This is a genomic window from Proteus sp. HMSC14B05, assembly GCF_001808035.1.
Taxonomy (GTDB): Bacteria; Pseudomonadota; Gammaproteobacteria; order Enterobacterales; family Enterobacteriaceae; genus Proteus; species Proteus mirabilis.
Genome location: NZ_KV791961.1, coordinates 28,027 through 52,289 on the forward strand (window position 1 = coordinate 28,027; position 24,263 = coordinate 52,289).

Below are 24,263 nucleotides of genomic sequence, written 5' to 3' on the forward strand. Positions count from 1 at the left end.
TTGTTAGGTGGTATTAAATATTTTATTTAGGTTATTTAATATTGAGTATCAGAGAAAAAAGCAGGTAATAAATCGAAGGGGGAATAATTAGTGATAATAAAACCCGATGATCGCTGGCGTTGGTATTTTGATGACGAGCAACAAAAGTTGATGCTCGATTTAGCTAATGGAATGATTTTTCGTAGTCGTTTTCCAAGTAAAATGCTAAGTGCAACTGCTCATCAATCATCACCTTTTACTGTTGATGATGCTGCTCTTTATTATGGATATGATGAGCAAATCCGCCAGATTGATATGCCTTCTGAGTCGCGAGCAGAATTAGCGTTAAACGCATTAATAGCCCATCGTTTTTTAAAGCCATTAATGCCTAAGAGCTGGTATTTTGAAGTGAGTCATTCATCAACCCGCCCTTATTTAGCTCAAGTGGTGGAAACCGCATTGAAAGATAGCAATGAAAAAGTGCTTTTTTTAGTGGCGGAAGTGGGAGAGCAAGCCTGTTTATGCTTATTAGCCCAGCCTCAGTTAGCATTATTTGATAGAACACTAACGTTTTGTGATCCACTAAAAATCATGAATGATCGGTTAAGTGAATATCATAAACAGTCTGAGCCAAGATCGTTTTTGTACGAAAAAGTCATCTAATAAAAGAGTAAAAAGGACTTACTCTTTTATTTTCACTTATTGTTTATAATATGCTAAAAACAATTGGCCTTAAACAACACTTCCTAAAATCAAATCTGCATTATTCTCTTTTTGCAACAAATTTATAAAAGTAAATAAAGTGAGTTTATAGTTAATTTAAAATTGAGTTATTGATGAGATGATTCTTAATCAGCAGAGCAGATCATGCAAAATAAAAAGAAGATAAGGACAGTTTACCTTCTTTTTATTTGTGATAAAGATAAGCGTTATTTTTTATTAAGTGAAAGTTTTACATTGCCTTTAGGAACACAACTACATGCGAGTATTCTGCCAGAACGTTTTATGGCACCTGCTTTTAATGCATTGACATCACCTTCATCTAATTGAATAACACAAGAGCCACAAATCCCCGCACGACAACTATAGGGAATAGCATAACCGTGATTTTCCAGTTGCTCTAACAACACCTCTTGATTATTCCCAGCAAAGCTGATGCCATTAAATTCAATAGTGACAGCTTGTTTTGGCTCTTGAGCGGAGGCTGCTGTAACCGCATTGTCAGTTGCCGGTTCGGTTGTTTGCTCTGTTGTTTGTAAATAAGATTTCGCTTCTTTATAAGCTAATATTTCAACTTTATCCCCAACACGAATAATACCTGATTGGCGAATGATAATATTTTGACCAAAATCCACATCGCCTTTTTCATCTGTACGGAATGTTTGCAGTGTTGCTAACGGTTCTGTGGTAGGATGTTTAATGCCTTTATCGATACTGATAGTGGTCATAATGCAGCGACTGCAAGGCTTGACTAAGTCCATGACGACAGAGCCAATACGGATTGTTTGCCAGCTATCTTCTGCAAAAGGTTTTGCACCTGTGATGATGATATTACCGCGAAATTGCTCAATATTGATTGAAGCTGGGCAACGCTGTTGCAGAGACTGAAATGAGGCTTCATTAATCAATAGATAAGGGTAACCGTCAGCGAACGAAACCGCGGTTTCAGGAGATTTTTTTACTCGACGTGTTGATTTTTCACCCGTCCAGCGAAGTTGTACATCCATGCCTAAATAGCGGCTGAACCATTGATTTATTTCATCTGGGGCAACATAAGCGGTAAAATGATTTCCCCACACTTCAGTTGGTTGTAATGAAGATTGAAAATCCTGATAAGTAATGGCAATTCCTTCACCATCGGGTGCTTGAATATAAATACCATTTGTCATTACAGTGGGAATAAAACACAGCAACAAAGGGTATTTACGTGCGGTGATAAATGTCCCCTCAGGGGTCGTTATCATAAAATCACGATCAAACGTGAAGCCGCTTTCACGGGCAAAGGCTTGAGAAAGACGGATCCCTTTCATTGATTTTACAGGGTGTATATAAAGGCGTGATACGTTGATCATCAGTGCTCCCAAAAAGGTTTTATTATTTTTTTATCGTCAGTAACTTTATGACAACGTAATACAATTAGCTATAATGCCCAACAATTTTATTTTAGGTGGTAACAATATTATGCGCTCTCTGTTTGCCAGCACAGGCCGAGGTCTGGAAGAATTATTAAAAACTGAACTTGAACACCTTGGTGCCCAGTCTTGCCAGATTACGCAAGGTGGTGTCTATTTCCGTGCTGATGATAAAACCATGTATCAGTCTTTGCTCTGGAGCCGTTTAGCTTCTCGCATCATGCTTCCGCTAAATGAATTTAATGTCTACAGTGATCTAGATTTATACCTTGGTGTGCAAGCAATTGATTGGAGCGAAGTATTTACAGTTAATCATACTTTTGCTATTCACTTTAATGGCACTAATGATGTGATCCGTAATAGCCAATATGGTGCATTAAAAGCGAAAGATGCTATCGTCGATTCATTCCAACGTAAAATAGGGCAACGACCGGATGTTGCTAAGCAATCACCGGATATTCGTTTAACTATACATCTACATAAAGAAAAAGCGTCATTATCTTTAGATCTCAGTGGCGATGGATTACATCAACGTGGTTATCGTGACTTAACAGGGCAAGCACCGCTAAAAGAGAATCTAGCCGCAGCGATTATTATGCGTTCAGGTTGGAAAACCGATACACCATTAATTGATCCTATGTGTGGCTCAGGTACTTTACTTATTGAAGCGGCAATGATGGCGACGGATTGTGCCCCCGCTTTAAATCGAGTCCATTGGGGTTTTCGTCATTGGTTAGGACATAATGAAGCGCTATGGAAAGAAGTCACTCATGAAGCATTTGCCCGCTTCCGTGAAGGTAAAAAGAATACTCAAGCGCGTTTTTATGGTTTCGATGTGGATAAACGCGTATTAGATATGGCAAGAGCTAACGCACGCCGTGCGGATGTGGCCGATTTAATTACTTTTACCCAAGGTGATGCAGCAAAACTGACTAATCCAGTATCCACGGGTGTTAAAGGGACGATTATTAGTAACCCGCCTTATGGTGAACGTTTAGAAAGTGAACCCGCACTCATTGCCTTGCATAGTCAGTTAGGACGAGCGGTAAAAGCCCATTTCCCAGGATGGCGATTATCACTTTTTAGTGCTTCTCCTGAATTGTTAAGCTGTATTCAGTTACGTGCTGAGCGTGAATTTAAAGCTAAAAATGGTCCGTTAGATTGTGTACAAAAAAACTATTTATTATCAGAAACACCTTCGACGATTAATACACGACTGGCGGAAGATTTTGCTAACCGTTTACGTAAAAATGAGAAAAAACTCGCAAAATGGGCAAAACAACAGCAAATTGAGTGTTATCGCTTATATGATGCTGATTTACCAGAATATAATGTTGCGGTAGATCGCTATGGCGAAAAAGTGGTGATCCAAGAGTATGCACCTCCAAAAACCATTAATGAACATAAAGCACGTCAGCGTTTATTTGATGTGATTAGTGCCACCATGGAGGTTTTAGCATTACGCTCTGATCAACTAATTTTAAAAACTCGTCAACGCCAAAAAGGTAAACAACAATATGAAAAAATGGCAGAGAAGGGTGATTTCTTTTTAGTTGATGAGTTTGGTGGCAAATTCTGGGTGAATTTAACCGACTATCTCGATACTGGACTGTTTTTAGATCACCGCATTGCACGCAAAATGTTAGGTGAAATGAGCAAAGGAAAAGACTTTTTAAATCTCTTTGCTTATACCGGTAGCGCGTCAGTCCATGCTGGGTTGGGGGGAGCTAAAAGTACCACAACAGTAGATATGTCAAGGACTTATCTTGAATGGGCTGAGAAAAACTTTCAAGCAAATGGATTATCAGGTAGACAACATCGTTTAATGCAGGCGGATTGCTTACAGTGGCTAAGCCAAAGTAATGAACAGTTTGATGTGATTTTTATCGATCCTCCGACGTTCTCTAATTCAAAACGCATGGAAAATACCTTTGATGTACAACGTGATCATATTGAATTAATGAAACATCTAAAGCGTTTATTAAGAAAAGGCGGAACAATTATGTTCTCAAATAATAAACGTGGTTTCAAAATGGATCATGAAGCATTAGCGAATATTGGGTTAACAGCAAAAGAGATAACACAAAAAACGTTATCGCAAGATTTTGCACGTAACCGCCAAATCCACAATTGCTGGCTATTAAATCATGCTGGTGAGGAATAATTTACAATGCCGTTAATTAGTTTGACTGGGGCTTATTTAGCGTTTAGTGATGCCCCTTTATTAGATAATACAGACTTGTTTATTGATGAAAATGAACGCGTTTGTTTAGTCGGTCGCAATGGTGCCGGAAAATCGACCCTATTAAGAGTGTTAGCCAAAGAGCAGCCCTTAGATGATGGGCAAGTGGTGTATGAACAAGATCTGGTGACTGCACGTTTACAACAAGATCCCCCCAGAGATATCGAAGGCACTATTTTTGATTTTGTCGCGCAAGGCGTTGCAGAAGATGCGCAATATATTACCGAATATCATCGTGTTTCAAAGGTAATAGAAACGGACCCTTCTGAAAAAAATCTTAATCGATTAGCTCAGTTACAAGAAGTGCTCGATAACCGTAATCTCTGGTTATTAGATAGCCGTATTGCTGAAGTACTGGAAAAATTAGGGTTAAATGGCGAAGCTGAGCTTTCCTCACTTTCTGGAGGATGGTTAAGAAAAGCCGCATTAGGGCGCGCATTAGTGAGCGCACCGAAAGTGCTCTTTTTGGATGAGCCCACCAACCATCTAGATATAGAAACTATCTTATGGTTAGAGAAATTTTTAAAGGATTTCCAAGGTAGCATTGTCTTTATTTCCCATGACCGATCATTTATTCGTAATATGGCAACCCGCATTATTGATTTAGATCGCGGAAAACTATCCTCATGGCCGGGAAATTACGATAAATATCTGGAAAGTAAAGAAGAAGCATTGCGTGTTGAAGAGCAACAAAATGCTGAGTTTGACCGGAAATTAGCGCAAGAAGAAGCATGGATACGTCAAGGGATCAAAGCTCGCCGGACTCGTAATGAAGGTCGTGTACGGGCATTAAAAGCATTGCGAGTTGAACGAAGTGAACGTCGCGAAGTATTAGGCAGTGCTCGTATGCAGGTCGAAGAAGCAACGCGCTCAGGTAAAATTGTGTTCGAATTAGAAGATGTTAATTATAGCATCGGTACGCGTAGGCTCGTTCGGGACTTCTCTGCAAAAGTACAACGAGGAGATAAAATTGCCTTAGTTGGCCCTAATGGTTGTGGTAAAACCACACTACTCAAATTGATGTTAGGGGATTTAAAAGCAGATAGTGGTCGTATTCATTGCGGCACTAAATTAGAAGTTGCTTATTTTGATCAACATCGTGCCACTCTTGATCCTGATAAAACAGTGATGGATAACCTTGCAGAAGGTAAGCAAGAGGTGATGGTAAATGGTCGTCCTCGTCATGTTTTAGGTTATTTGCAAGATTTCTTATTTCCACCAAAACGTGCCATGACACCTGTTAGAGCACTTTCGGGGGGCGAAAGAAATCGTCTATTGCTTGCTCGTTTGTTCTTAAAACCAAGCAATTTACTTATTCTTGATGAACCAACTAATGATCTTGATGTTGAAACATTAGAACTATTAGAAGAGCTGGTGGATGCTTATCAAGGCACTGTGTTGTTGGTTAGCCATGATCGTGAATTTGTTGATAATAGTGTTACGGAGTGTTGGATCTTTGAAGGTGATGGCGTAATCAATAGCTATGTTGGCGGCTATTATGATGCGCAGCAGCAGCGTGCACAGTCTGTTTCTCTTAAAAATGAAGCGAATAAGTCACGTAATGCACCAGAAAAAACTGAAAAAGAGACTAAACCAAAACAGAACGCCAAAAAGGCTACACGAAGTAACAATAAGTTAAGCTATCATTTGATCCGCGAGCTTGAACAACTGCCCGCTAAACTGGAACGTTTAGAAGAGGAATTAGGTTGTTTACAAGAAGAAGTGGCTGCAGCTGATTTCTTTACACGTCCTCATGAAGAGACAGAAAAAGTGCTAAAAGCATTAGCTGATAAGGAAAATGAACTTGAAACAGCTTTTGATAGATGGCAAGAGTTGGAGATGATGCAAAACGGTGAATAACGTATGCCAACTCATAACGGGGCATAATGCCCCGTTTTAGTCTCTATACTTATTGTTGTTTATTGATTATCAAATAAATGAGAGGTGCCGTTGTGTGTTCGGGTCAACATTCTTGTCATGAAGAACAACATGAGCAAATATTGTGCCCTCAGTGCGATCTGGTAGTGAGTGTTCCTGAATTAGCCCAAGGAACCAAGGCGACCTGTCCACGTTGTCACACTTTGCTAACAGCACGTTGGCGACAACCTTTTTATCAGCCTGTAGCCTTGGCGATTAGTGCATTATTTATGTTGTTAATGGCTTGCCAATTTACTTTTGTCAGTATGGAAGTGGCAGGAATTACCAATAACATTACTTTAATGCAGATCCCAACTGTGATGTTTAGCGAAAATTATGTTGAGCTAGGCGCTTTCTTTTTACTCTTTGTACAAGTGGTTCCTGCTTTCTGCATGATAGCGATTTTACTGCTTTGTACACCCATTAAGCTGCCAAGAAAATTACAAATTTGGCTATCACGAATTCTTTTCCAATTAAAATCGTGGTGTATGGCAGAGATTTTTTTAGCCGGTATTTTAGTCAGTTTTGTCAAGCTAATGGCGTATGGTGATATCGGCTTAGGGTTAAGCTTTCTACCTTATGTACTTTACTGCTTATTACAAATTCGTGCATTTCAATGTTTAGATCGCCATACATTATGGGAAAAACTAGAATCGCGACCCGCTTATCCTAAAATTGAATCAGGTAAAACAGGTTTAAAGCAAGGGGTAAGATTATGTCGTTCTTGCACTGCTATTTTACCGGCTGATCAATATGAATGTAGTCGTTGTGAAGTAAAAGGGTATGCGAGAAAACCTCATAGTTTGCAATGGACGCTCTCTTTCTTAATTACTTCTTTAATTCTTTATATTCCGGCTAATCTATTGCCGATTATGGTGACGGAGTCGCTGGGTAATAATCTTTACTCAACCATAATGGCTGGGGTTATCTTACTTTGGGAAGATGGCTCATATCCTGTGGCAATGGTTATTTTTATTGCCAGTATTATGGTACCTAGTTTAAAAATGGTGGCTATCGGTTGGCTATGTTGGGATGCACATAAAGCCAAAGGAAAACGTGATCCGGCGAGAATGCACTTTCTCTATGAAGTGGTCGAATATGTAGGGCGTTGGTCAATGATTGACGTTTTTGTTATCGCTGTTTTAGCTTCATTAGTCAGAATGGGACGTCTGATGAGTATCTATCCCGATTTTGGTGTAGTGCTATTTGCATTGGTTGTCGTATTAACGATGTTCTCTGCAATGATGTTTGATCCTCGGTTAACATGGGATAAATGTACTGCCGATGATGATAAACCCATGATTAAGGAGCCTAAGGGTGACTGAAAAGAACGATACTGCTTTAACACAAGCAAAAATTAATAAACTGAAAAGCTGGTCTCCAGTTTGGATAATACCTCTTGTTACTTTATTGATAGGAGCTTGGATACTTTATTATCATTTCAGTCATCAAGGTCCTGAAGTCACATTAATAACCTATAATGCTGATGGTATTGAAGCAGGTAAAACTAAAATAAAGAGCCGTAGTGTTGATATTGGCTTAGTCGAAAGTGTGACATTAGATAGTAATTTTAGTCGAGTGATCATCAAAGCTCGTCTCGATAATGAAATGAAAGAGCTACTGCGTGCTGATACCGCTTTTTGGGTGGTTAAACCACAAGTGGGAAAAGAAGGTGTCACTGGTTTAGGTACTCTACTCTCAGGTGCTTATATTGAGCTACAACCCGGTTTAACAGGCAAAGAGCAGGATGAATTTAATTTATTGGACTCTCCACCACTGGCCTCTCCGGATGCAAAGGGGATACGCATTAATTTAGTCAGTGAAAGAGCAGGCCAGCTTAATGCAGGTGATCCGGTATTATTTAGGGGTTATCAAGTCGGCTCGGTTGAGACGAGTGAATTTAATATTGAAAGCCGAGATATGCACTACCAGCTTTTTATCAAAGCACCTTATGACAAAATGGTCACGTCGAATGTTCGTTTCTGGAAAGATTCAGGCATTGCATTTGATATGTCATCATCAGGGGTTCGTGTTGAAATGGCTTCGCTTTCCACACTGTTTAGCGGTGGGGTGAGTTTCGATGTGCCTACGGGGTGGTTACCTGGTGAAGCTATAGCCCCTAAAACAGAATTTAAACTTTATGATAACGAAAAGAGTATTCAAAATTCGTTATATACCGATTACCGTAGCTATATTATGTTTTTCTCTGATTCTATAAGAGGATTACAAGCCGGAGCGCCAGTTGAGTTCCGTGGTATTAGAATGGGTACGGTTGTTCAAGTACCCTATTACACTCAAGAAATGCAACAATCGTTAGATAAAGATTTCCGTATTCCTGTGCTTATCCATGTTGAGCCGGAACGTTTTGCGAATGATGTAGGTGAAAGTTTTGATTTCGTAAAAGAGCTTTCTTCTGCTGCTAAAAATGGATTAAGAGCATCGTTAAAATCAGGCAATCTATTAACAGGTGCGCTGTATATTGATCTGGACTTTTATCAAGATGTTGAGCCTTGGAAAGGGCCACAAACTGTTGCAGGATTACCACAAATACCCACAGTCAGTTCTGGTTTAACGCAAATTCAGCAAAAAGTGATGACTTCATTGGATAAGATCAACAATCTTCCTGTTGAGCCAATGTTGAAAGAGATGACCGCGACATTAACCGAAAGTCAAAAAGCGGTTGCTGAAGCGAAGGAAACCCTGAAATCATTAAATGCTATGATTGGTAGTGATGACTTCCAAAAACTGCCTAATGATATTCAACAATCATTAAAAGAGATCAATCGCAGTATGCAAGGTTTCCAACCTGGCTCACCGGCATACAGTAAAATGGTTGATAATATGCAACGCTTAGATCAAGTGCTCAGAGAGATGCAACCGCTATTGAAGACCTTAAACAATAAGAGCAACGCATTAATTTTTGAAGCACAACAAGGTAAAGATCCTGAACCAAAGAGGGCTGAAAAATAATGAAATATATTATTGGGATCGCGGTATTGATGCTGACGGCTTGTTCAAGTGTGCCTGATAAAGCTTATTATCAATTACCTGATGTTTATCAAGGTGCAAATAATAAGGTTGTTACAACCACTGAGAGCGCAAAGCAAGATCAGATTTGGGTTCAGCCTATCCGTTTATCTGATATGTTAGTTAACACGGGCATTGTCTATCAAACCAGTGATATCAATTATACCGTTGCTAACCAACATTTGTGGATAAACCCGCTTGATCAACAGCTACAGCAAAATCTGGTTGTGGGATTAGCAAAAGAATTCCCTAATCGAGTGGTCTCGACACAACCTATTGAAGATAAACTTGCTAAATTGACTGTCAATGTTAATTATTTTCAAGGTCGATATGACGGCAAAGTGATTATTGCTGGTGATTGGATCTACACTCAAGGCAATAAAGTGATTAGTCAGCCTTTTTCTGTCGTGTTAACACAAACGGAAGATGGCTATCCGGCTCTGGTACGTACGCTAGGGGAAGGATGGCAGAATGTCGTCGCTGAGATCGCAAAAACAATTAAATCACAATATTAATTGTTTTATACAGTAATATAGGAATAACCAATGCCTGACTAAAATCAGGTGTTGGTTTTTTATTCGAGATAACGAGAGAAAAATCTCATGCTGGAATTGATAAAAAAGAAATACCCTACAGCGATTTGTTGGTCTTTCGGGGATAATCCGCAGCTTGCTGATGAACTTGCACAACTTGTCGTTGAAAGAAAAAAAACAGCAACATGTAGCTCATTAAGTGGTTTTTTTAGTGATCCAGTCACGCCAACAATTGGTGGTTACAATATTATTTTAAATAGCCATGGGGTTCCTATTTGTGTTATCAGAACACGCTCTTTAACATTGGTACGTTTTTCTGAAGTCACAGAACAGTTAGCGCGTAAAGAAGGTGAGGGTGATCTAAGCTTGTCATATTGGCAACAAGGACATAAAGAATTCTTTATGCGAGAAGGCACCTACTCTCCAGATATGGAATTAATATTTGAAGAATTTGAGTTAATAGAGGTTTTTTAGTTAACAGGCTTCATATTTGTCGATAACTTAAGTTATATCATTAATGTTGCTATGGTTATTTGGCATAAATTTTATTTTTACTACTGTGAATAGTAGAAAATAGGCAATTCTAATAGGATTGTTATATTGACATAAATTGAAAAAAATCAATTATTTATTTTCAAGCGATTGTTTTTATTATTTAGGTCAGAAATCGGATCTTTAATATTATTTTTTTATAAAAATAAATAAAAATCAGCTTGTTATGATTTGCTTTATGTCTTTTATTAATAAATACAAATAGATATAAATTATTTAATTATATTAAATATAATTAATTGTAATCTAAGGTGATTTAAATAGGATCCAGCTTAGTATCACAAATATGACAATTATATTAATTTCTTTACTTGCTTAAATCCTCAATAAAGCGTATCAATTTATAGTGGTTGTATGAAAAACAATCATTATCTTTCCGCTTAAACTTAGAACGTGAGGGTTGTCTAAATATGAAAAGACAGAAACGAGATCGTTTAGCTAGAGCATTATCGAAAGGTTACCAAGCCGGTATGCAAGGTCGTTCAAAAGAGCAGTGTCCCTATTTTGCCATTGATGCACGTTCACATTGGCTAGGAGGTTGGCGACAGGCCATGGAAGATCGCCCTGGGCTTGCAAAATAAATAACCCGTCGACGTGATACTGCGGACACATGTGTTATCGCAAATATTATCACCAAGATTTAATTGATAATCAAAAGAGGGTTATTTATGCATATTCCTATGAATAACTTGAACATAGGACAATTTGAATATAAATAACAATTGTGAATTGGAAATAAAAAGGTCTACCGCGGTAGGCCTTTTTATGTTGTAAAGTACGGTAGGGCGAAAACTCGCCAAGTACTCTTATCTGAGATACACCATAAAAGAAAAAGCCTAATCTCAATCGAAGAGAATAGGCTCTTATCTATACATGTGTAATATTGACTTAGAATGCGGAGGTATCTTTAAATAAGCCGACTTTTAAATCTTTGGCTTCATAAATCAGTTTACCATCAACATAAACTTCACCGTCAGCGATACCCATAATAAGCTTGCGATTGATAACACGTTTGAAATCAATTTTATAGGTGACTTTTTTGGCTGTTGGTAGAATTTGCCCAGTGAATTTCACTTCACCCACACCCAAAGCTCGGCCTTTACCTTCACCGCCTAACCAACCTAGGTAGAAACCTACCAGTTGCCACATTGCATCAAGCCCTAAACAACCCGGCATAACAGGATCATTGACAAAGTGGCAATCAAAAAACCATAAGTCTGGCTTGATATCGAATTCTGCTTCGATAAAGCCTTTATTATGGGAGCCGCCATCTTCAGTCATTTTAATGATGCGATCCATCATTAGCATATTACCTGAAGGCAGTGGTGGGCCATCTTGGCCAAATAATTCACCACGGCCTGAAGCAATGAGGTCTTCTTTAGAATAAGATTCGCGTTTATCAACCATTGTTTATATAGCCTTTATCAAGTGTAAGATAACAGAATAGCTTACACTTGTACGCTGAACAACTCCGATCACTTGAAACAGAATTATCTGAATAAGCGTAGGAACCAAGGTAACTTAGGCCTATCCTGATTATTAGCTTGTGTTATTCGATCATGAATAACAGCTAACAAGTGTTCATTTGATTGTGGATTTTCACATTGCTCTTCGTAATAAGGCTGATGTGTTAGCAAAGTAATAGCTTCTGCAACATGGACAACCGGCCAAATATGGAATTTATTTTCTTTGACGGCTTGTATCACGCTCTCGTTTAAAACTAGATGTCGCACGTTCGCCAGCGGTATAATAACCCCCTGTGATCCTGTTAATCCTCTTTGCTGACAGATATCAAAAAAGCCTTCAATTTTTTGATTAACACCACCAATAGGTTGTACCTGACCAAATTGATCTACGGCACCGGTTACGGCGATTTGTTGATCAATTGGGTGTTGTGACAATGTACTGATTAGCGCACATAATTCTGCTAGTGAGGCACTATCACCATCTACTTCACCGTAAGATTGTTCAAAAACGACGGAAGCACTAAAAGGTTGTGGCTGATCTAATCGTAATTCAGAATTTAAGTAGGCTTGCATAATCATCATGCCTTTTGCATGGATATTGCCACCTAATTCTGCTTTTCGTTCAATATCGACCAGTTCGCCATCACCAATATGAGCCACACAGGTAATACGAGTTGGCTCGCCAATTAGATCGGGATAACCGGGATAATCTAAGACAGAAAGACCGTTTATTTGGCCTACCATTTCACCTTCAGTGTGAATAGTGACTTGGCCTTGTAATATTTCATCACGGCTTCGTTCTAATAAGTAGCTATGTCGCCATAAACGATTTTCTTGCGCTTTTTTAAGCGCCTCAGCACCAAGATAAGCGTCATGATTAAAACGCATGGCATAACGCAATTGGCGTAATAGGAATTCAAGATCGAGAGATAAGATAAGCTGATCTTCATGCTCTCTTGCGCCCTGAGTCAGTAATACTTGCCAAGCATCAGCAGATAATGAAGGAAGACGATATTTTTGGCAAAGTCCATTAACAAAACCACACCATTGGCTCAGGGCGGTTTCATCTTCTAAATACATATCGTATTCATATTCGCCATATAGCGCCGTACTGCTGATATTAGGCTCCATAAACTCAAGCTCTTCTAAGCTTAGGCGATCGCCCACTAAAATAACACGTAAGTGAAGGGGCATGGCTTCAATAGGCAAAGGAAGGGCTTGATGGTCATTCCACACTAACCATTCAAAGCGTTGCTCTTCAACCATCTTTTTCAGTCGGAACCACATTAAGGGTTGTGCTAAGAGCGTTTTAATGGATAAGACTAAAATACCACCATTGACTTTATGCAGCAGTCCTGGGTTAACGAGGAGCTTATCTTTATGATAATAAAATGAACCAAAAAGTTGTTCAGGCTCTATCCATTGGCAACAAGCAATAGATTCTGATGATGAAAATGAACCTTCTACATTATCTTGCCAATAAATTTGATTAGACTCAGCTTGATAGGCACCTACAACAGGATAATTTTTTATCTCTGCTTGTTGTAATGTATCAGCGAGTGTTTCGAAATAAGCAGTAGAATCTTCTGCTTTTAACAGCATAAATTGGCCTGCTTCTGCATTATTTAGCCACTGTAAGCTTTCATATAAGCGAGGTTGAACCTCACGAAGTGAAGATGCAGGCAATTGCGATGCTGTTTGAAAGAAAGTCTGGTAGGAGGCGTAATCTGGGCGTAACGCCTGCCATTCTAATTCGTTGTTTTTCAAGGTTACCGTTTTTATTATTGAGTAGTGAACATGGAAGTTAACATAAAGCGTTAATAGCTGGTATCTATCCTGCAATAAGACAGCTATTGACAGTTATATTATGTCTATACTTTTGGCCGGGAATATACGTTGCCATTACTTTTGCTATAACCTATTAAATTGAATGTATTGTTTTATTATAGCGACGCACGATTCTATCACAACGTGGTTAGAAAACTATCCCTTCTGACATTTGTCGGTGGGAGGTAACAAAAGCTACTTATCTTTTTTGGTGATAATTTAAGCAAAAATATTCGGTTTAAGGCAGTTTTTTGGCAAAATTGTTGATATGCTAGTATATAGTTACGTTGTCACGGTGATTTGTATGAAATATCAACAGTTAGAAAATCTAGAATGTGGCTGGAAGTGGGCTTATTTAGTAAAAAAACATCGCGAAGGTGAATTAATCACCCGTTATGTCGAAAAGAGCGCCGCCGATGAAGTGGTTGAGCAACTATTACGCCTTGAATCTCAACCATTAAAAGTCCTTGAATGGATCAATTTACATATGAACCCTGAGTTATCGAATAGAATGAAGCAAACTATTCGTGCTCGAAGAAAGCGTTATTTTAATGCTGAACATCAGCATACGCGTAAAAAATCTATCGATTTAACTTTTAAAGTTTGGCAACGCCTATCAGCACTATCTCAGCGCCGAGGTTTGACATTATCAGAAACGATTGTCCAGCTTATCGAAGATGCGGAGCGAAAAGAGCAGTATGCACTAAAAGTACATAACCTAAAAGATGGCCTAATTGAGTTACTAGAACGAGACAAACAGAAAAAAGAGTAGATGACAATAGTGTTGTTTATTATCGAGAGATCATCAGTATAGCGTTAACTTAAGAGGTATAGAGAATATCTCTGCTAATTATTTAAAGTCATCATCAAAAGAAAAACCCTGCCGAAGCAGGGTTTTTTTAGAATTCATTACAGTAGATGTCTCTACTATTTGAATTATTGACCAGGTTGAACAACAACTTCAGTTGTACCTTGGATTTCGATTTCTACACGACGGTCTGGCGCTAAGCAATCGATCAGAGCTGCACGAGCTTTGATGTTGTCACAAGTGTTGCCAGTTACTGGGTTTTCTTTACCACGACCTTCTGCAGAGATGCTGTTTGCAGGAATACCTTTAGATACCAGGTAATCAACTACAGATTGAGCACGTTTTTCTGACAGAGGCAGGTTGTAGTTTTGAGAACCGATACGGTCAGTGTAACCGATAACTACGACACGACCTTGAGTTGGGTCGATGTTAGCTAATTCATTGTACAGACCATTCAGTGCTTCTTGACCTTCAGCTTTCAGAGAAGATTTGTTGTAGTTGAACAGAACGTCTGAACGCAGAGTAAAGGTTTTGTTCTCAACAACTGGAGCTGGAGCAACTACTGGAGCTGGCTCAACAACTGGAGCTGGAGTTTCTTGGTTGAAACGGTAAGCAACACCAACACTCAGCATACCATTGTCTGGACGAGCGTTCAGAGTACCTTTATCACCGATGTTGTTGATCCACTGATACTCAAGACGAGTAGCAATGTTAGGAGTGATCGCGTATTCAGTACCTAATGCGAATACTGGAGAAACGCCAGTATCATTTTCAGAGAAACGTTTTTGAGTTCCTGCTGAAGTTGCATTAATAGTTGCAGTTGAGTCTGCACGCCATACCATACCACCTAAACGTGTATAAACGTCTAAGTCATCCATTACTGGATAGCTTAATTTAGTGGTTAATTGGATACCTTGAGCTTTGAATGCACCGTTGTTGTATGAACCTTTATAAGCCATACGACCTAACCAGTCATAACCCAGTTCAAAACCTAAGTATTGGTTGTACTGATAACCAGCAAATGCACCAGCACCAATTTGGTCTTTGTGTGTGCTACCGTTACCGATATTCACGCCGTCCCAATTGTTACCAGTACTTTGATACTGAGACCAACCTAATTTACCACCGGTATACCAAGTATTGTCTTTTGGAGCTGCTTGCGCTGCAGTTGCGAAAGCTGCCACTGCCACTGCTAATGCGATAGCTGTCTTTTTCATTTTACGCCTCGTTATCATCCAAGTTAGGCATTTGGCTTTAAGCCTTATTATTTGCCCTTGGTTAAATTATTGTTAGGAATTCGATGCTTTCATCAAATGATGATCCCCAAAAACGGGATTTAAAGCATAACCTTAACGATATAAAGTCTACAATGAACTTAAAAAGTTACAAGTATCCCTTTAAAATTCGACTTAAAATTTTAAAAAGATCGGCCGTTATTCACAATAAGAATTATTCTATATTTTTGTTAAATTTCTTGTAACCATATGATTTAAGTTACAATTGATTATGACTTATCTTAAATGATAATGTTGCGTTATGAGTATTAGGAAAACTCTTAAATTTCACTAATGGTAGTGATTTGAATGAATTTTTATCGAGTTTAAATGTCGTTTAGAGGAATTATTGTTTTCTATTTGGATATGATTACTGTTTTGTTGTCGCATGATAAAACCTAACGCTTTACCGATGCTGGCAGCATATTCTAATCTTTTCATCTCTTCTGACGATATTTCTGGTAACCAACCCAATACTACACTGTAGTTTCCACTTAGTAGCGCTTTTTCCATTAATTCCACAGTATTAATTGAATCAACATGATTGAGTTGAATGATTTTATTCAGGGGTAAGCCGGTTTCTTTTAACCAACTACGATTTAATTTTTGTTGTGGACTTAACCACAGTAACCAACGTGATTCATGGCTATACTGTTTTAACAGAGGTAGTAAGATGTGGTTAATCATCAAGGGATTTTGGTAAAGAAGTTCACTTACCATGCCTTGTCTATTATCGGGCATTGTTGTTGTAATTGCATCGGAGGCCATAGAGAGAGGTAATACCTCAGTAGAGATCTCTTGGAAAAGGCCATTTTGTCTTGCCAAAGATGATGTTGAGAGTTTCATATTTACCTCGTTCAATATGTACTGTATGTATATACAGTATACCTGAGTTTCACTTAAATCAAGATCAATTTTTTGAAAGTTGCTCTCAAAATTTATGTAAATTCATATTTTTGAGCGGGTAACTATTGGCAAAAAAAGGACATTTATTTATTGTCTTAACCATCAAGAATACAGTCATATATTTGAATTTTAAGATAAAAAATATTTTTTGTGGTTTGGAGATCTGATGTCAATTTTACCTGAGCAAAGGAAGGCTCATTTATTATCGCGCGTAGCGGAATATGGAAAGTTAAGTAAGAAGTCTCAATTCGGCGGTTATAGCTTAATGGTTGATGAGGTTATCTTTGCGATTACTGCTGATAATGAATTTTATTTAAAAGGGAGTGGTTTTGTTGAAACACTCTATAAAGCAAACAACATGGATGCATACGTCTATCTAAAAAAAGGTATCCCCATTACATTGCGCTATTATCGTATTACGCAAGCAATATGGCGTAATAGCGCTAAGCTCAATCAATATATCGATTTTGCATATCACTATAGTACTCAGGAGTTTTTAGGGCAGCAAAAGCAGCCTCGTCGTATCAAAGATTTACCCAATTTGGGCATAGCATTAGAGAAAAAGCTGAATCAAGTTGGGATTAACCGTATCGAGGAATTACGTACGATCGGTGCGAAGGCATGTTATTTAAAACTGATTGCGCAACCTAAGCAAGGAAATAGCGACTTATTGCTTGCGTTAGCAGGTGCTATTGTTGGCTGTCATCGCTCTGTGTTACCTAATCAATTAAAAATGGAATTGTTAAATTGGTATAAAGAGTTATCCGTTAAATCCTATTAAACTACAGTACTCGGACTTGAGTACATTAGAATGAACAGGAATAACGGAATAAGAGCAAACTTAAGCCAATAGAGTCTGTTATTTTCTCTAAGGTTCTAATAGAAATTAGAGAAAATAACTTTTTATCCATCAAGCTGTAGCTAATTTATCTTTATCGTTTTGCCATTCTGTTTGCTCAATTAGCTCAATGCAATTGACAATTTGTGGCAATAAATCCAGTAACAAGCGTATTTGCGTTAACACTAATTGAATACGGGCGTTATCTGAACTTGGTTGTGCATTAACACGTGCGATAAGTTGATCATGAGATTGTATAAAATCATTATCTTGTGGTTTTTTACGTCTCAACGCGGAATCAATATAACAGACAGTATCATTAAGCAGGGTGAGTACTGCTTCATCTTCAATTTTGCAACGATGAACACCTAACGCTGAAATATAGCTCAGTAAAGTATGATTTAAACACAGTAATTTAAATGCTTCTTCTTGAGAGGTTTGAAAGCTTTTAGGCTCTGATGACATGTTAGAAATTAAAGATGCTAACTCACCATCACTGCTATGTGCATTACGACGTGCAATACGATAATTAACGCTATTATCTCTTCCTTGATAATACTGAATGAGGATCGCATCAAGATAGTAGCAGTTATTGGTCATGGTTTTTTGGATGAGCAATGGCAACTGACGGAACTTCCAATCCGGCCAAATAAAACTGACTGCAAACCAGGCAATAGCACAACCAATTAACGTATCAATGATCCGCGGTAGTGCGACATCATAGCCTTCACCTAATAAATTAAAACTTAATAAAACGAGTAGGGTAATAAACAAAGTGGCATGAGCGTATTGTACGGTTCGGAAAGCAAAAAAGAGCGTACCTGTCACAACAATAAGCACTAATTGACCTTCGATGGAAGGCACAAAATAGAGAATAGGGAAACCAATTAAAATACCAATAATAGTGCCACTGACCCGTAATGTTAATCGTCTACGTGTCGCATTATAGTTAGGCTGACAAACAAACAAACTGGTTAATAAAATCCAGTACCCTCGATGCAAATCAAAAAACTGGATGATCACATAACCTATACATAAGACAAGTGACATTCGTACTGCATGTCTAAATAGAGCTGATTTTGGTGTTAAGTGACCTTTTATTCTTAGCACGATATCTCGCCACCCAGTAAGCCCTTCATCAGATAACTGAGTTTCTTCTTTTTGGTCATGAGAGATTTGATATTGCTCTGTACTAATACTTTTTAATAAAGCATCGATGCCCTGTAAGTTTTGTAATAAATTATAGAGTGGCGCAATAATTTGTGGATCAGAAGTACTGTTTTTTACATTATTAAGTGCATTTTCTAAATGAGTGATTGCACGTTCAAAATGAGGATTATGTTGGTACTTTTTATGCCAAAGAATAGATTGAGCGACTTGTTCGCAGGCTCTTGCTTGCATTGACAGTAAGCGCTGAAAGCGGAAAAGGACATCACTGTGGCGTAATCTATCACTCAGTAATTGATATTGAATATGAGAAGAGCTGGCCCGTTCATGAATATCTTGAGCCACAAAGTAATAATGCAATGTGAAACGACTGCTACGCTGGCCCCTATCACCTTTTAAACGGCTTAGTAATGTTAGTTTAGTTTGGCTCATTGCCTCAATTAACTGATTATTAGCCAATGCCAAGTTATACAGTAATTGCTGTTGATCACCTTCAATATCGGGATCAAATAATGCGGCTTTGGCTTCTAGATAAGCGGAAAGCTGCTGATAATAACGCGTAAGGCTATCTTGAACGGGACGAATAGGGAAAAGTAGGTGACCAATTAAGGTAAGCAAATTATACCAAATCGCGCCTAAAAGGAGCCAAATAGGTTGTTCATGCCATTCTGGGAAAATCGGCATACCTAACATGGTATAAATAGCGATTAATAGCGCACCAAAGGCGATGGTAGCATAACGCTGCCCCAAGGCGCCTAATAAAATAAACCCCCAAGTGGAGATAGCAAGACCACAAAAGAATAAAATAGGGTAAGGGTAGAGTAATCCGATAGATGTTGATGCTAATAAGAAACAACATAAGGTGATCACAAGGTTTCTTAAGCGGCCCACAAGCCTATCATCTAAGTCAGTTAATGCGGCTGCGACAACACCTAATGTAAGAGGTATAGTATATTTTGGTTCTTGTCCTAAAGCCCATGGAAATAAAGTCGTTCCCGTAAGTGCGATTATTATGCGAATATAATATAAAAAGTGGCTATTATAGATAAATCGGCGGGCGCCATTAAACAAATTGAACACAAAAAGCCCTTAAATAAACAAGATGGAGATAATTACCTCTTAGAATATAGGGTTTATTACAGATAAAAAAGAGTTTAACGACAGACTATTTGTTATTTATTGTAGGAATTACAGAATGGAACTGAAATCAACCCCAATGGGACAACGTTTAGCTCAGCATCCTTATAACAGGGTAAAATTGTTAAATGCGGGTATTGAGGTCAGTGGTGAAAAGCATCAATATTTAATTCCTTTTAATGAATTGATCGACATTTTTTGTAAAAAAGGCATTGTGTGGGGAGAGTTAGAGTTTTTACTGCCCGACAATAAAGTGGTTCGTTTGCATGGAACGGACTGGGAAGAAACGCAACAATTTTACCGCTATCTTTATCAAACTTGGCAAATATGGAGCCAAGAGATGAGTGAGATAACGGCTCAAGTACTTGAAAAGCAACTCTCTTCTATCCAAGATATAATTCAAAGCGATAAATGGATAAAGCAAAACCAGTTAGCCGCTATTCAACAGGCAATCCAAGAAAGTTTTTCTGCTCTTCCTCTTCCTCTGGAACGACTTGCTCAATTTGATAACTGTAAGGTGCATTATCAACGCTGTTTACAGTGGTTACAGCAAGGTAAGGCATTAATTGCGCAAGAAAATGAGCAATGGATCACCCGTATATTGACAGAGCATGCGGAGTTTTTTACTACCATTGAAACATCGCCTTTAAATGAATCGCAATGTAAAGCCGTTATCAACGGTGAAGATAATATATTGGTATTAGCGGGTGCTGGTAGTGGTAAAACGTCGGTACTAGTGGCAAGAGCAGGGTGGTTGTTACGTCGTAAACTAGCAACCTCTGAACAAATTCTACTATTGGCTTTTGGACGTAAAGCCGCTGAAGAGATGAACCAACGTTTATCTGAGCGCTTAAACGCTGATATTACGGCGAAAACCTTTCATGCATTGGCATTATTTATTATCCAACAGTCAACTAAAAAACAACCCAAGATCAGCGAATTAGAAATCAATAGTGAAAAGAGAAGAACACTTTTGCTAACGCAGTGGCGTGAGCAGTGTCAGCAGAAAAAAGCACAAGCGAAAGGCTGGCGTGAGTGGTTATCTGAAGAGCTAGCATGGGAGATCCCTGATGGGGAATTTTGGCATGATAAAAAATTAGAAAATCAAGTTGCCGTAAGGTTAGAGCGGTGGATCAGTTTATTAAGAATGCAAGGTGGTAGCCAAAAAACAATGATTGATTCTGTGCCTGCAGAATATACGGATGCATTTAAAAAGTATTTAAAACTATTAGCACCACTGTTAAAGGCATGGAAAACCGCATTAAAAGAAGAGAATGCCATTGATTTTTCAGGGCTATTACATCAAGCCATTAATCTGATAGAAAAAGGGCGTTTCGTCAGTCCTTGGAAACATATTCTGGTGGATGAATTCCAAGATATTTCACCACTAAGAGCAGCACTATTAAATGCGTTAAAACAACAAAATACACAAACTTCATTATTTGCAGTTGGTGATGACTGGCAAGCTATTTATCGCTTTAGTGGGGCTGAATTATTACTAACAACAGCGTTTCATCAATCTTTTGGTGATGGTGCTGAGTGTGCATTAGATACCACTTATCGTTTTAATTCGACTATAGGTGACGTTGCCAATACATTTATTCAACAAAATCCTAATCAATTAGCTAAGCCTTTAAATAGCTTAACAAAAGGTAATAAAAAAGCCGTTGTATTATTGCCGGATGATCAATTAGAAAGTTTATTAAATAAAATGAGTGGTTATGTCAGTGACGATGAAACGATCCTTTTATTAGCGCGTTATCATTACTTACAACCTGATTTATTGAAAAAGGCGAAAACGCGCTGGCCCAAATTAAAATTACAGTTTATGACTTTTCATGCTTCAAAAGGTCAACAAGCTGATTATGTGATTATATTAGGTTTACAATCGGGTAAAGACGGATTTCCAGCTCCGGCAAGAGAGTCGATTATAGAAACCGCTTTATTACCCCCAGTTGAAGACTATCCTGATGCTGAAGAGCGCCGATTAATGTATGTGGCATTAACAAGAGCAAAAAAACAAGTATGGTTATTATTTAATAAACAACAACCATCTTGTTTTGTGTCAGAGTTAAAATCTCAAGGTGTTCCTACGCAAAAAAAACCATAAGGCATTATTTTAAACGTTCTTTTAAATAACCTTCATAGTCGGGAATTTTAATTTTTGACTCTTGTGAAAAAAGAGGGGACGAAATAAGAAAATTAGCCGTCGCACGATTGGTTGCTACGGGAATATTCCAGACTGTTGCTAGGCGTAACAGCGCTTTCACATCTGGATCATGAGGAACGGCATTGAGTGGATCCCAAAAGAAAATAAGAATATCAATTTTCTTTTCTGCGATCATAGCACCAATTTGTTGATCACCTCCCATGGGGCCACTTAACATCTGAGTGACCTCTAATCCTGTATGGTGATTAACCAGATTTCCTGTTGTTCCTGTGGCAAATAACTTATGGTGAGAAAGCTGTTCACTGTTGTTTTTAACCCATTCAAGCAATGAGCTTTTACAGTGATCATGTGCAACTAACGCAATATTTTTTTCTGTGGCGAGTGTGCGGTCAATTTGTTCCATTTGCTACCTTTAAAAATAAATACAGTTATTATTCCAGTTGTCAACATACCTTTTTTTTATCTTACAAGCTATGAGCGGAACAAGATACTATGATGTATCATAAGATTTTCAATCTTCCTGCTGATAACGGAGCATATAAATGGTTGATTCAGAGATTTATGACATTCTAAGAAGTGTCAAAACAATTGCACTGGTTGGTGCAAGTCATAAAGAAGATCGCCCTAGTTATAAAGTCATGAAATTCTTATTAGAGCAAGGCTATGAGGTGATCCCCGTTAATCCGGGTATGGCAGGGGAAACAATATTAGGCCAGCAATGTTATGGTCATTTGCAAGATATTCCTGTGGCGATTGATATGGTAGATGTATTTCGTCAATCAGCAGCAGCGCTCGAGATTGCCAAAGAAGCGATTAAAATTAATGCTAAAGTTTTATGGTTACAGATAGGTGTGATCAATGAAGAAGCAAAAGCATTAGCTGAACAATCGGGGTTGCGTGTGGTTATGGATCGCTGTCCTAAAAAAGAGATAGAAGCCCACGGATTGCCTTGGTAATAGGCAGAGTAAAATCGCCGAAATGTATTCGGCGATTATCATTAAGGTTAAGAATGGAAGAAAATTAGTTTCTTAATCGCGGAGCCTGTAATTGGTTGCGGATTGATTGTGACAACTCATCCATTGAGTCATTATCTAAATGCTCATCTGAGAGTTCATAAGTTATTTGAGCTTCAGCTAAATAGGTATGAACCGGTTGTCCTTCATCATCTTCCATGACAACATGATACCAAGGCGCTGATCGCAAGGTCATATTAGATGCAATATCATCCTCGTTAGGTTGATCAAGGGAATATTCAGCATCCACATCAACAACTACACCTAAATAACCGAGTAGTTTATGTCTAACCTGCTGGCCTATTCCAAATTTGCTGGCGATCATCATTTATCACCTCCGTAAAACCTTGCTTTATTAATTTCTGTATATGAGGGCATAAAGTGAAATTTCAAGGTGTAACAAAATTAAACACGTCGTTATCCAGTGTAAATGCAAACCTCACAAAATCAGATTATCTATTGTATAAAGAAAAGACAACAATCTTATCGGAATTTTTGCGTCACATGTAAGTTTGGAGGGTAGGTAAATGAAGGTTGGTAGAGAATATATTATTCAAGGTCGTGTACAAGGTGTCGGTTTCCGCTTTCATACTTATCAATGGATGAAAAAGCAGCCTATTACGGGTTATGTGTGGAATCGTGATGATGGCAGTGTGGGGATCAGAGCTTTTGCTGAAGAGCAGGTACTGAGAAAAATAGAAGATTGGTTGGCTGCTGGAGGACCAATAGGGAGTAAGATTGTATTCTGGTCGGCAACACCATGCCAATATGAAGAAATGGCAGACTTTTCAATCCGCCATTATGCATCTTAGTATTAAATACATTTGACAGGTTTAGGTAAGCCCGCGAGCTTCGTTGCCTGTTTAGCAGGACCTTTAGGGAATAAGCGATATAGATAACGGCTATTGCCTTTTTCATCGCCATATTTTTGTGCTAATGCTTTCACTAACATTCGGATCGCCGGTGAGGTATTAAATTCTAAATAAAACTGGCGCACAAAACGGATAATTTCCCAATGTTGCTCTGTGAGTTCAATTTCTTCAAGTTCAGCTAATATTGGCACCATCTCTTCGGTCCATTCATTGCTGTTTTTTAAATAACCGTGACTATCTGTCTCGATTTGTTGTCCGTTAAATACAAACATGTGTTTCTAACCAATCAAAAATAATCATTTAATTTAGCAAAAATAACCGCAATACCCAAGTCTAATGCGTAAATCGTTGATAAATTAAGCTGTTAAATCAAAGGGCGTTTAAAATTACGCCAAACAAGACA

Annotated in this window: 22 protein-coding genes; 13 read left to right on the forward strand and 9 right to left on the reverse strand. The window is 38.3% G+C overall.

The window, feature by feature from the left end; all coding sequences use genetic code 11:
• The first annotated feature begins 90 nt into the window (after positions 1–90).
• Positions 91–642 (forward strand): cell division protein ZapC, encoded by a 552-nt coding sequence (locus HMPREF3129_RS00660; RefSeq protein ID WP_012367736.1) that lies wholly within the window; start codon positions 91–93, stop codon positions 640–642.
• Between the two features lie 266 nt (positions 643–908).
• On the opposite strand, the gene HMPREF3129_RS00665 is transcribed toward HMPREF3129_RS00660, so the two are convergent.
• A complete protein-coding gene (locus tag HMPREF3129_RS00665) occupies positions 909–2,051 on the reverse strand; it encodes a YcbX family protein (RefSeq protein WP_036908201.1) in 1,143 nt (380 codons plus the stop codon).
• 109 nt (positions 2,052–2,160) lie between these two features.
• Between HMPREF3129_RS00665 and rlmKL the strand changes: the two genes are divergently transcribed.
• The 7 genes from rlmKL (at position 2,161) to rmf (ending at position 10,963) form a co-directional block, all read left to right on the forward strand.
• Positions 2,161–4,275 carry a bifunctional 23S rRNA (guanine(2069)-N(7))-methyltransferase RlmK/23S rRNA (guanine(2445)-N(2))-methyltransferase RlmL gene (gene rlmKL / locus HMPREF3129_RS00670; protein ID WP_070486575.1) on the forward strand — a complete coding sequence of 705 codons (2,115 nt, stop codon included), beginning with the start codon at positions 2,161–2,163 and terminating at the stop codon, positions 4,273–4,275.
• Between the two features lie 6 nt (positions 4,276–4,281).
• Complete coding sequence (locus HMPREF3129_RS00675) at positions 4,282–6,213, forward strand: ABC transporter ATP-binding protein (protein WP_004244674.1); 1,932 nt, start codon at positions 4,282–4,284, stop codon at positions 6,211–6,213.
• Between the two features lie 92 nt (positions 6,214–6,305).
• Positions 6,306–7,595 (forward strand): membrane integrity-associated transporter subunit PqiA, encoded by a 1,290-nt coding sequence (gene pqiA, locus HMPREF3129_RS00680; protein WP_012367738.1) that lies wholly within the window; start codon positions 6,306–6,308, stop codon positions 7,593–7,595.
• A complete protein-coding gene (gene pqiB, locus HMPREF3129_RS00685) occupies positions 7,588–9,240 on the forward strand; it encodes an intermembrane transport protein PqiB (protein ID WP_004244676.1) in 1,653 nt (550 codons plus the stop codon). Before pqiA ends, pqiB begins: the two co-directional genes overlap by 8 nt.
• Positions 9,240–9,812 carry a membrane integrity-associated transporter subunit PqiC gene (gene pqiC / locus HMPREF3129_RS00690; RefSeq protein ID WP_004247683.1) on the forward strand — a complete coding sequence of 191 codons (573 nt, stop codon included), beginning with the start codon at positions 9,240–9,242 and terminating at the stop codon, positions 9,810–9,812. The genes pqiB and pqiC overlap by 1 nt, the downstream gene beginning before the upstream one ends.
• A gap of 87 nt (positions 9,813–9,899) precedes the next feature.
• Positions 9,900–10,304, forward strand: coding sequence for an ASCH domain-containing protein (locus HMPREF3129_RS00695; protein ID WP_004244678.1), 405 nt, complete (start codon positions 9,900–9,902; stop codon positions 10,302–10,304).
• Between the two features lie 488 nt (positions 10,305–10,792).
• On the forward strand, positions 10,793–10,963 hold the full coding sequence (gene rmf, locus HMPREF3129_RS00700; RefSeq protein WP_004244679.1) for a ribosome modulation factor: 171 nt from the start codon (positions 10,793–10,795) through the stop codon (positions 10,961–10,963).
• A 307-nt stretch (positions 10,964–11,270) separates the two neighbouring features.
• Here the strand turns inward: rmf and fabA are convergent, their stop codons facing one another.
• Both fabA and HMPREF3129_RS00710 read right to left on the reverse strand, forming a co-directional pair.
• On the reverse strand, positions 11,271–11,789 hold the full coding sequence (gene fabA / locus HMPREF3129_RS00705) for a bifunctional 3-hydroxydecanoyl-ACP dehydratase/trans-2-decenoyl-ACP isomerase (protein WP_004244680.1): 519 nt from the start codon (positions 11,787–11,789) through the stop codon (positions 11,271–11,273).
• A gap of 83 nt (positions 11,790–11,872) precedes the next feature.
• A complete protein-coding gene (locus tag HMPREF3129_RS00710) occupies positions 11,873–13,615 on the reverse strand; it encodes an AAA family ATPase (RefSeq protein WP_004244681.1) in 1,743 nt (580 codons plus the stop codon).
• Positions 13,616–13,979: 364 nt separating this feature from the next.
• On the opposite strand from HMPREF3129_RS00710, the gene matP reads away from it, so the two are divergent.
• The gene (gene matP, locus HMPREF3129_RS00715) at positions 13,980–14,447 is read left to right on the forward strand and encodes a macrodomain Ter protein MatP (RefSeq protein WP_004244682.1); all 468 of its coding nucleotides are present in this window, start codon (positions 13,980–13,982) and stop codon (positions 14,445–14,447) included.
• A gap of 164 nt (positions 14,448–14,611) precedes the next feature.
• Here the strand turns inward: matP and ompA are convergent, their stop codons facing one another.
• Positions 14,612–15,700, reverse strand: coding sequence for a porin OmpA (gene ompA / locus HMPREF3129_RS00720; RefSeq protein ID WP_004247686.1), 1,089 nt, complete (start codon positions 15,698–15,700; stop codon positions 14,612–14,614).
• Between the two features lie 348 nt (positions 15,701–16,048).
• Positions 16,049–16,603 (reverse strand): SOS-induced cell division inhibitor SulA, encoded by a 555-nt coding sequence (gene sulA / locus HMPREF3129_RS00725; RefSeq protein WP_004247687.1) that lies wholly within the window; start codon positions 16,601–16,603, stop codon positions 16,049–16,051.
• A gap of 226 nt (positions 16,604–16,829) precedes the next feature.
• Here sulA and HMPREF3129_RS00730 point away from each other — a divergent pair, with 226 nt between their 5' ends.
• Positions 16,830–17,444, forward strand: a complete 615-nt coding sequence (locus HMPREF3129_RS00730) for a TfoX/Sxy family DNA transformation protein (protein WP_036920066.1) — start codon at positions 16,830–16,832, stop codon at positions 17,442–17,444.
• 129 nt (positions 17,445–17,573) lie between these two features.
• On the opposite strand, the gene yccS is transcribed toward HMPREF3129_RS00730, so the two are convergent.
• Positions 17,574–19,748, reverse strand: a complete 2,175-nt coding sequence (gene yccS, locus HMPREF3129_RS00735) for a YccS family putative transporter (protein WP_004247689.1) — start codon at positions 19,746–19,748, stop codon at positions 17,574–17,576.
• A gap of 115 nt (positions 19,749–19,863) precedes the next feature.
• On the opposite strand from yccS, the gene helD reads away from it, so the two are divergent.
• Positions 19,864–21,915 carry a DNA helicase IV gene (helD, locus tag HMPREF3129_RS00740; RefSeq protein ID WP_012367741.1) on the forward strand — a complete coding sequence of 684 codons (2,052 nt, stop codon included), beginning with the start codon at positions 19,864–19,866 and terminating at the stop codon, positions 21,913–21,915.
• A 4-nt stretch (positions 21,916–21,919) separates the two neighbouring features.
• Here the strand turns inward: helD and HMPREF3129_RS00745 are convergent, their stop codons facing one another.
• A complete protein-coding gene (locus tag HMPREF3129_RS00745; RefSeq protein ID WP_004244689.1) occupies positions 21,920–22,378 on the reverse strand; it encodes a methylglyoxal synthase in 459 nt (152 codons plus the stop codon).
• 139 nt (positions 22,379–22,517) lie between these two features.
• Here HMPREF3129_RS00745 and HMPREF3129_RS00750 point away from each other — a divergent pair, with 139 nt between their 5' ends.
• Positions 22,518–22,931, forward strand: a complete 414-nt coding sequence (locus HMPREF3129_RS00750) for a CoA-binding protein (protein WP_004247691.1) — start codon at positions 22,518–22,520, stop codon at positions 22,929–22,931.
• A 64-nt stretch (positions 22,932–22,995) separates the two neighbouring features.
• On the opposite strand, the gene hspQ is transcribed toward HMPREF3129_RS00750, so the two are convergent.
• Complete coding sequence (gene hspQ / locus HMPREF3129_RS00755) at positions 22,996–23,316, reverse strand: heat shock protein HspQ (protein WP_004244691.1); 321 nt, start codon at positions 23,314–23,316, stop codon at positions 22,996–22,998.
• Between the two features lie 199 nt (positions 23,317–23,515).
• Between hspQ and HMPREF3129_RS00760 the strand changes: the two genes are divergently transcribed.
• Positions 23,516–23,800, forward strand: a complete 285-nt coding sequence (locus tag HMPREF3129_RS00760; RefSeq protein WP_004244692.1) for an acylphosphatase — start codon at positions 23,516–23,518, stop codon at positions 23,798–23,800.
• A gap of 2 nt (positions 23,801–23,802) precedes the next feature.
• Here the strand turns inward: HMPREF3129_RS00760 and tusE are convergent, their stop codons facing one another.
• On the reverse strand, positions 23,803–24,132 hold the full coding sequence (tusE, locus tag HMPREF3129_RS00765; protein WP_004244693.1) for a sulfurtransferase TusE: 330 nt from the start codon (positions 24,130–24,132) through the stop codon (positions 23,803–23,805).
• Positions 24,133–24,263 lie beyond the last annotated feature (131 nt).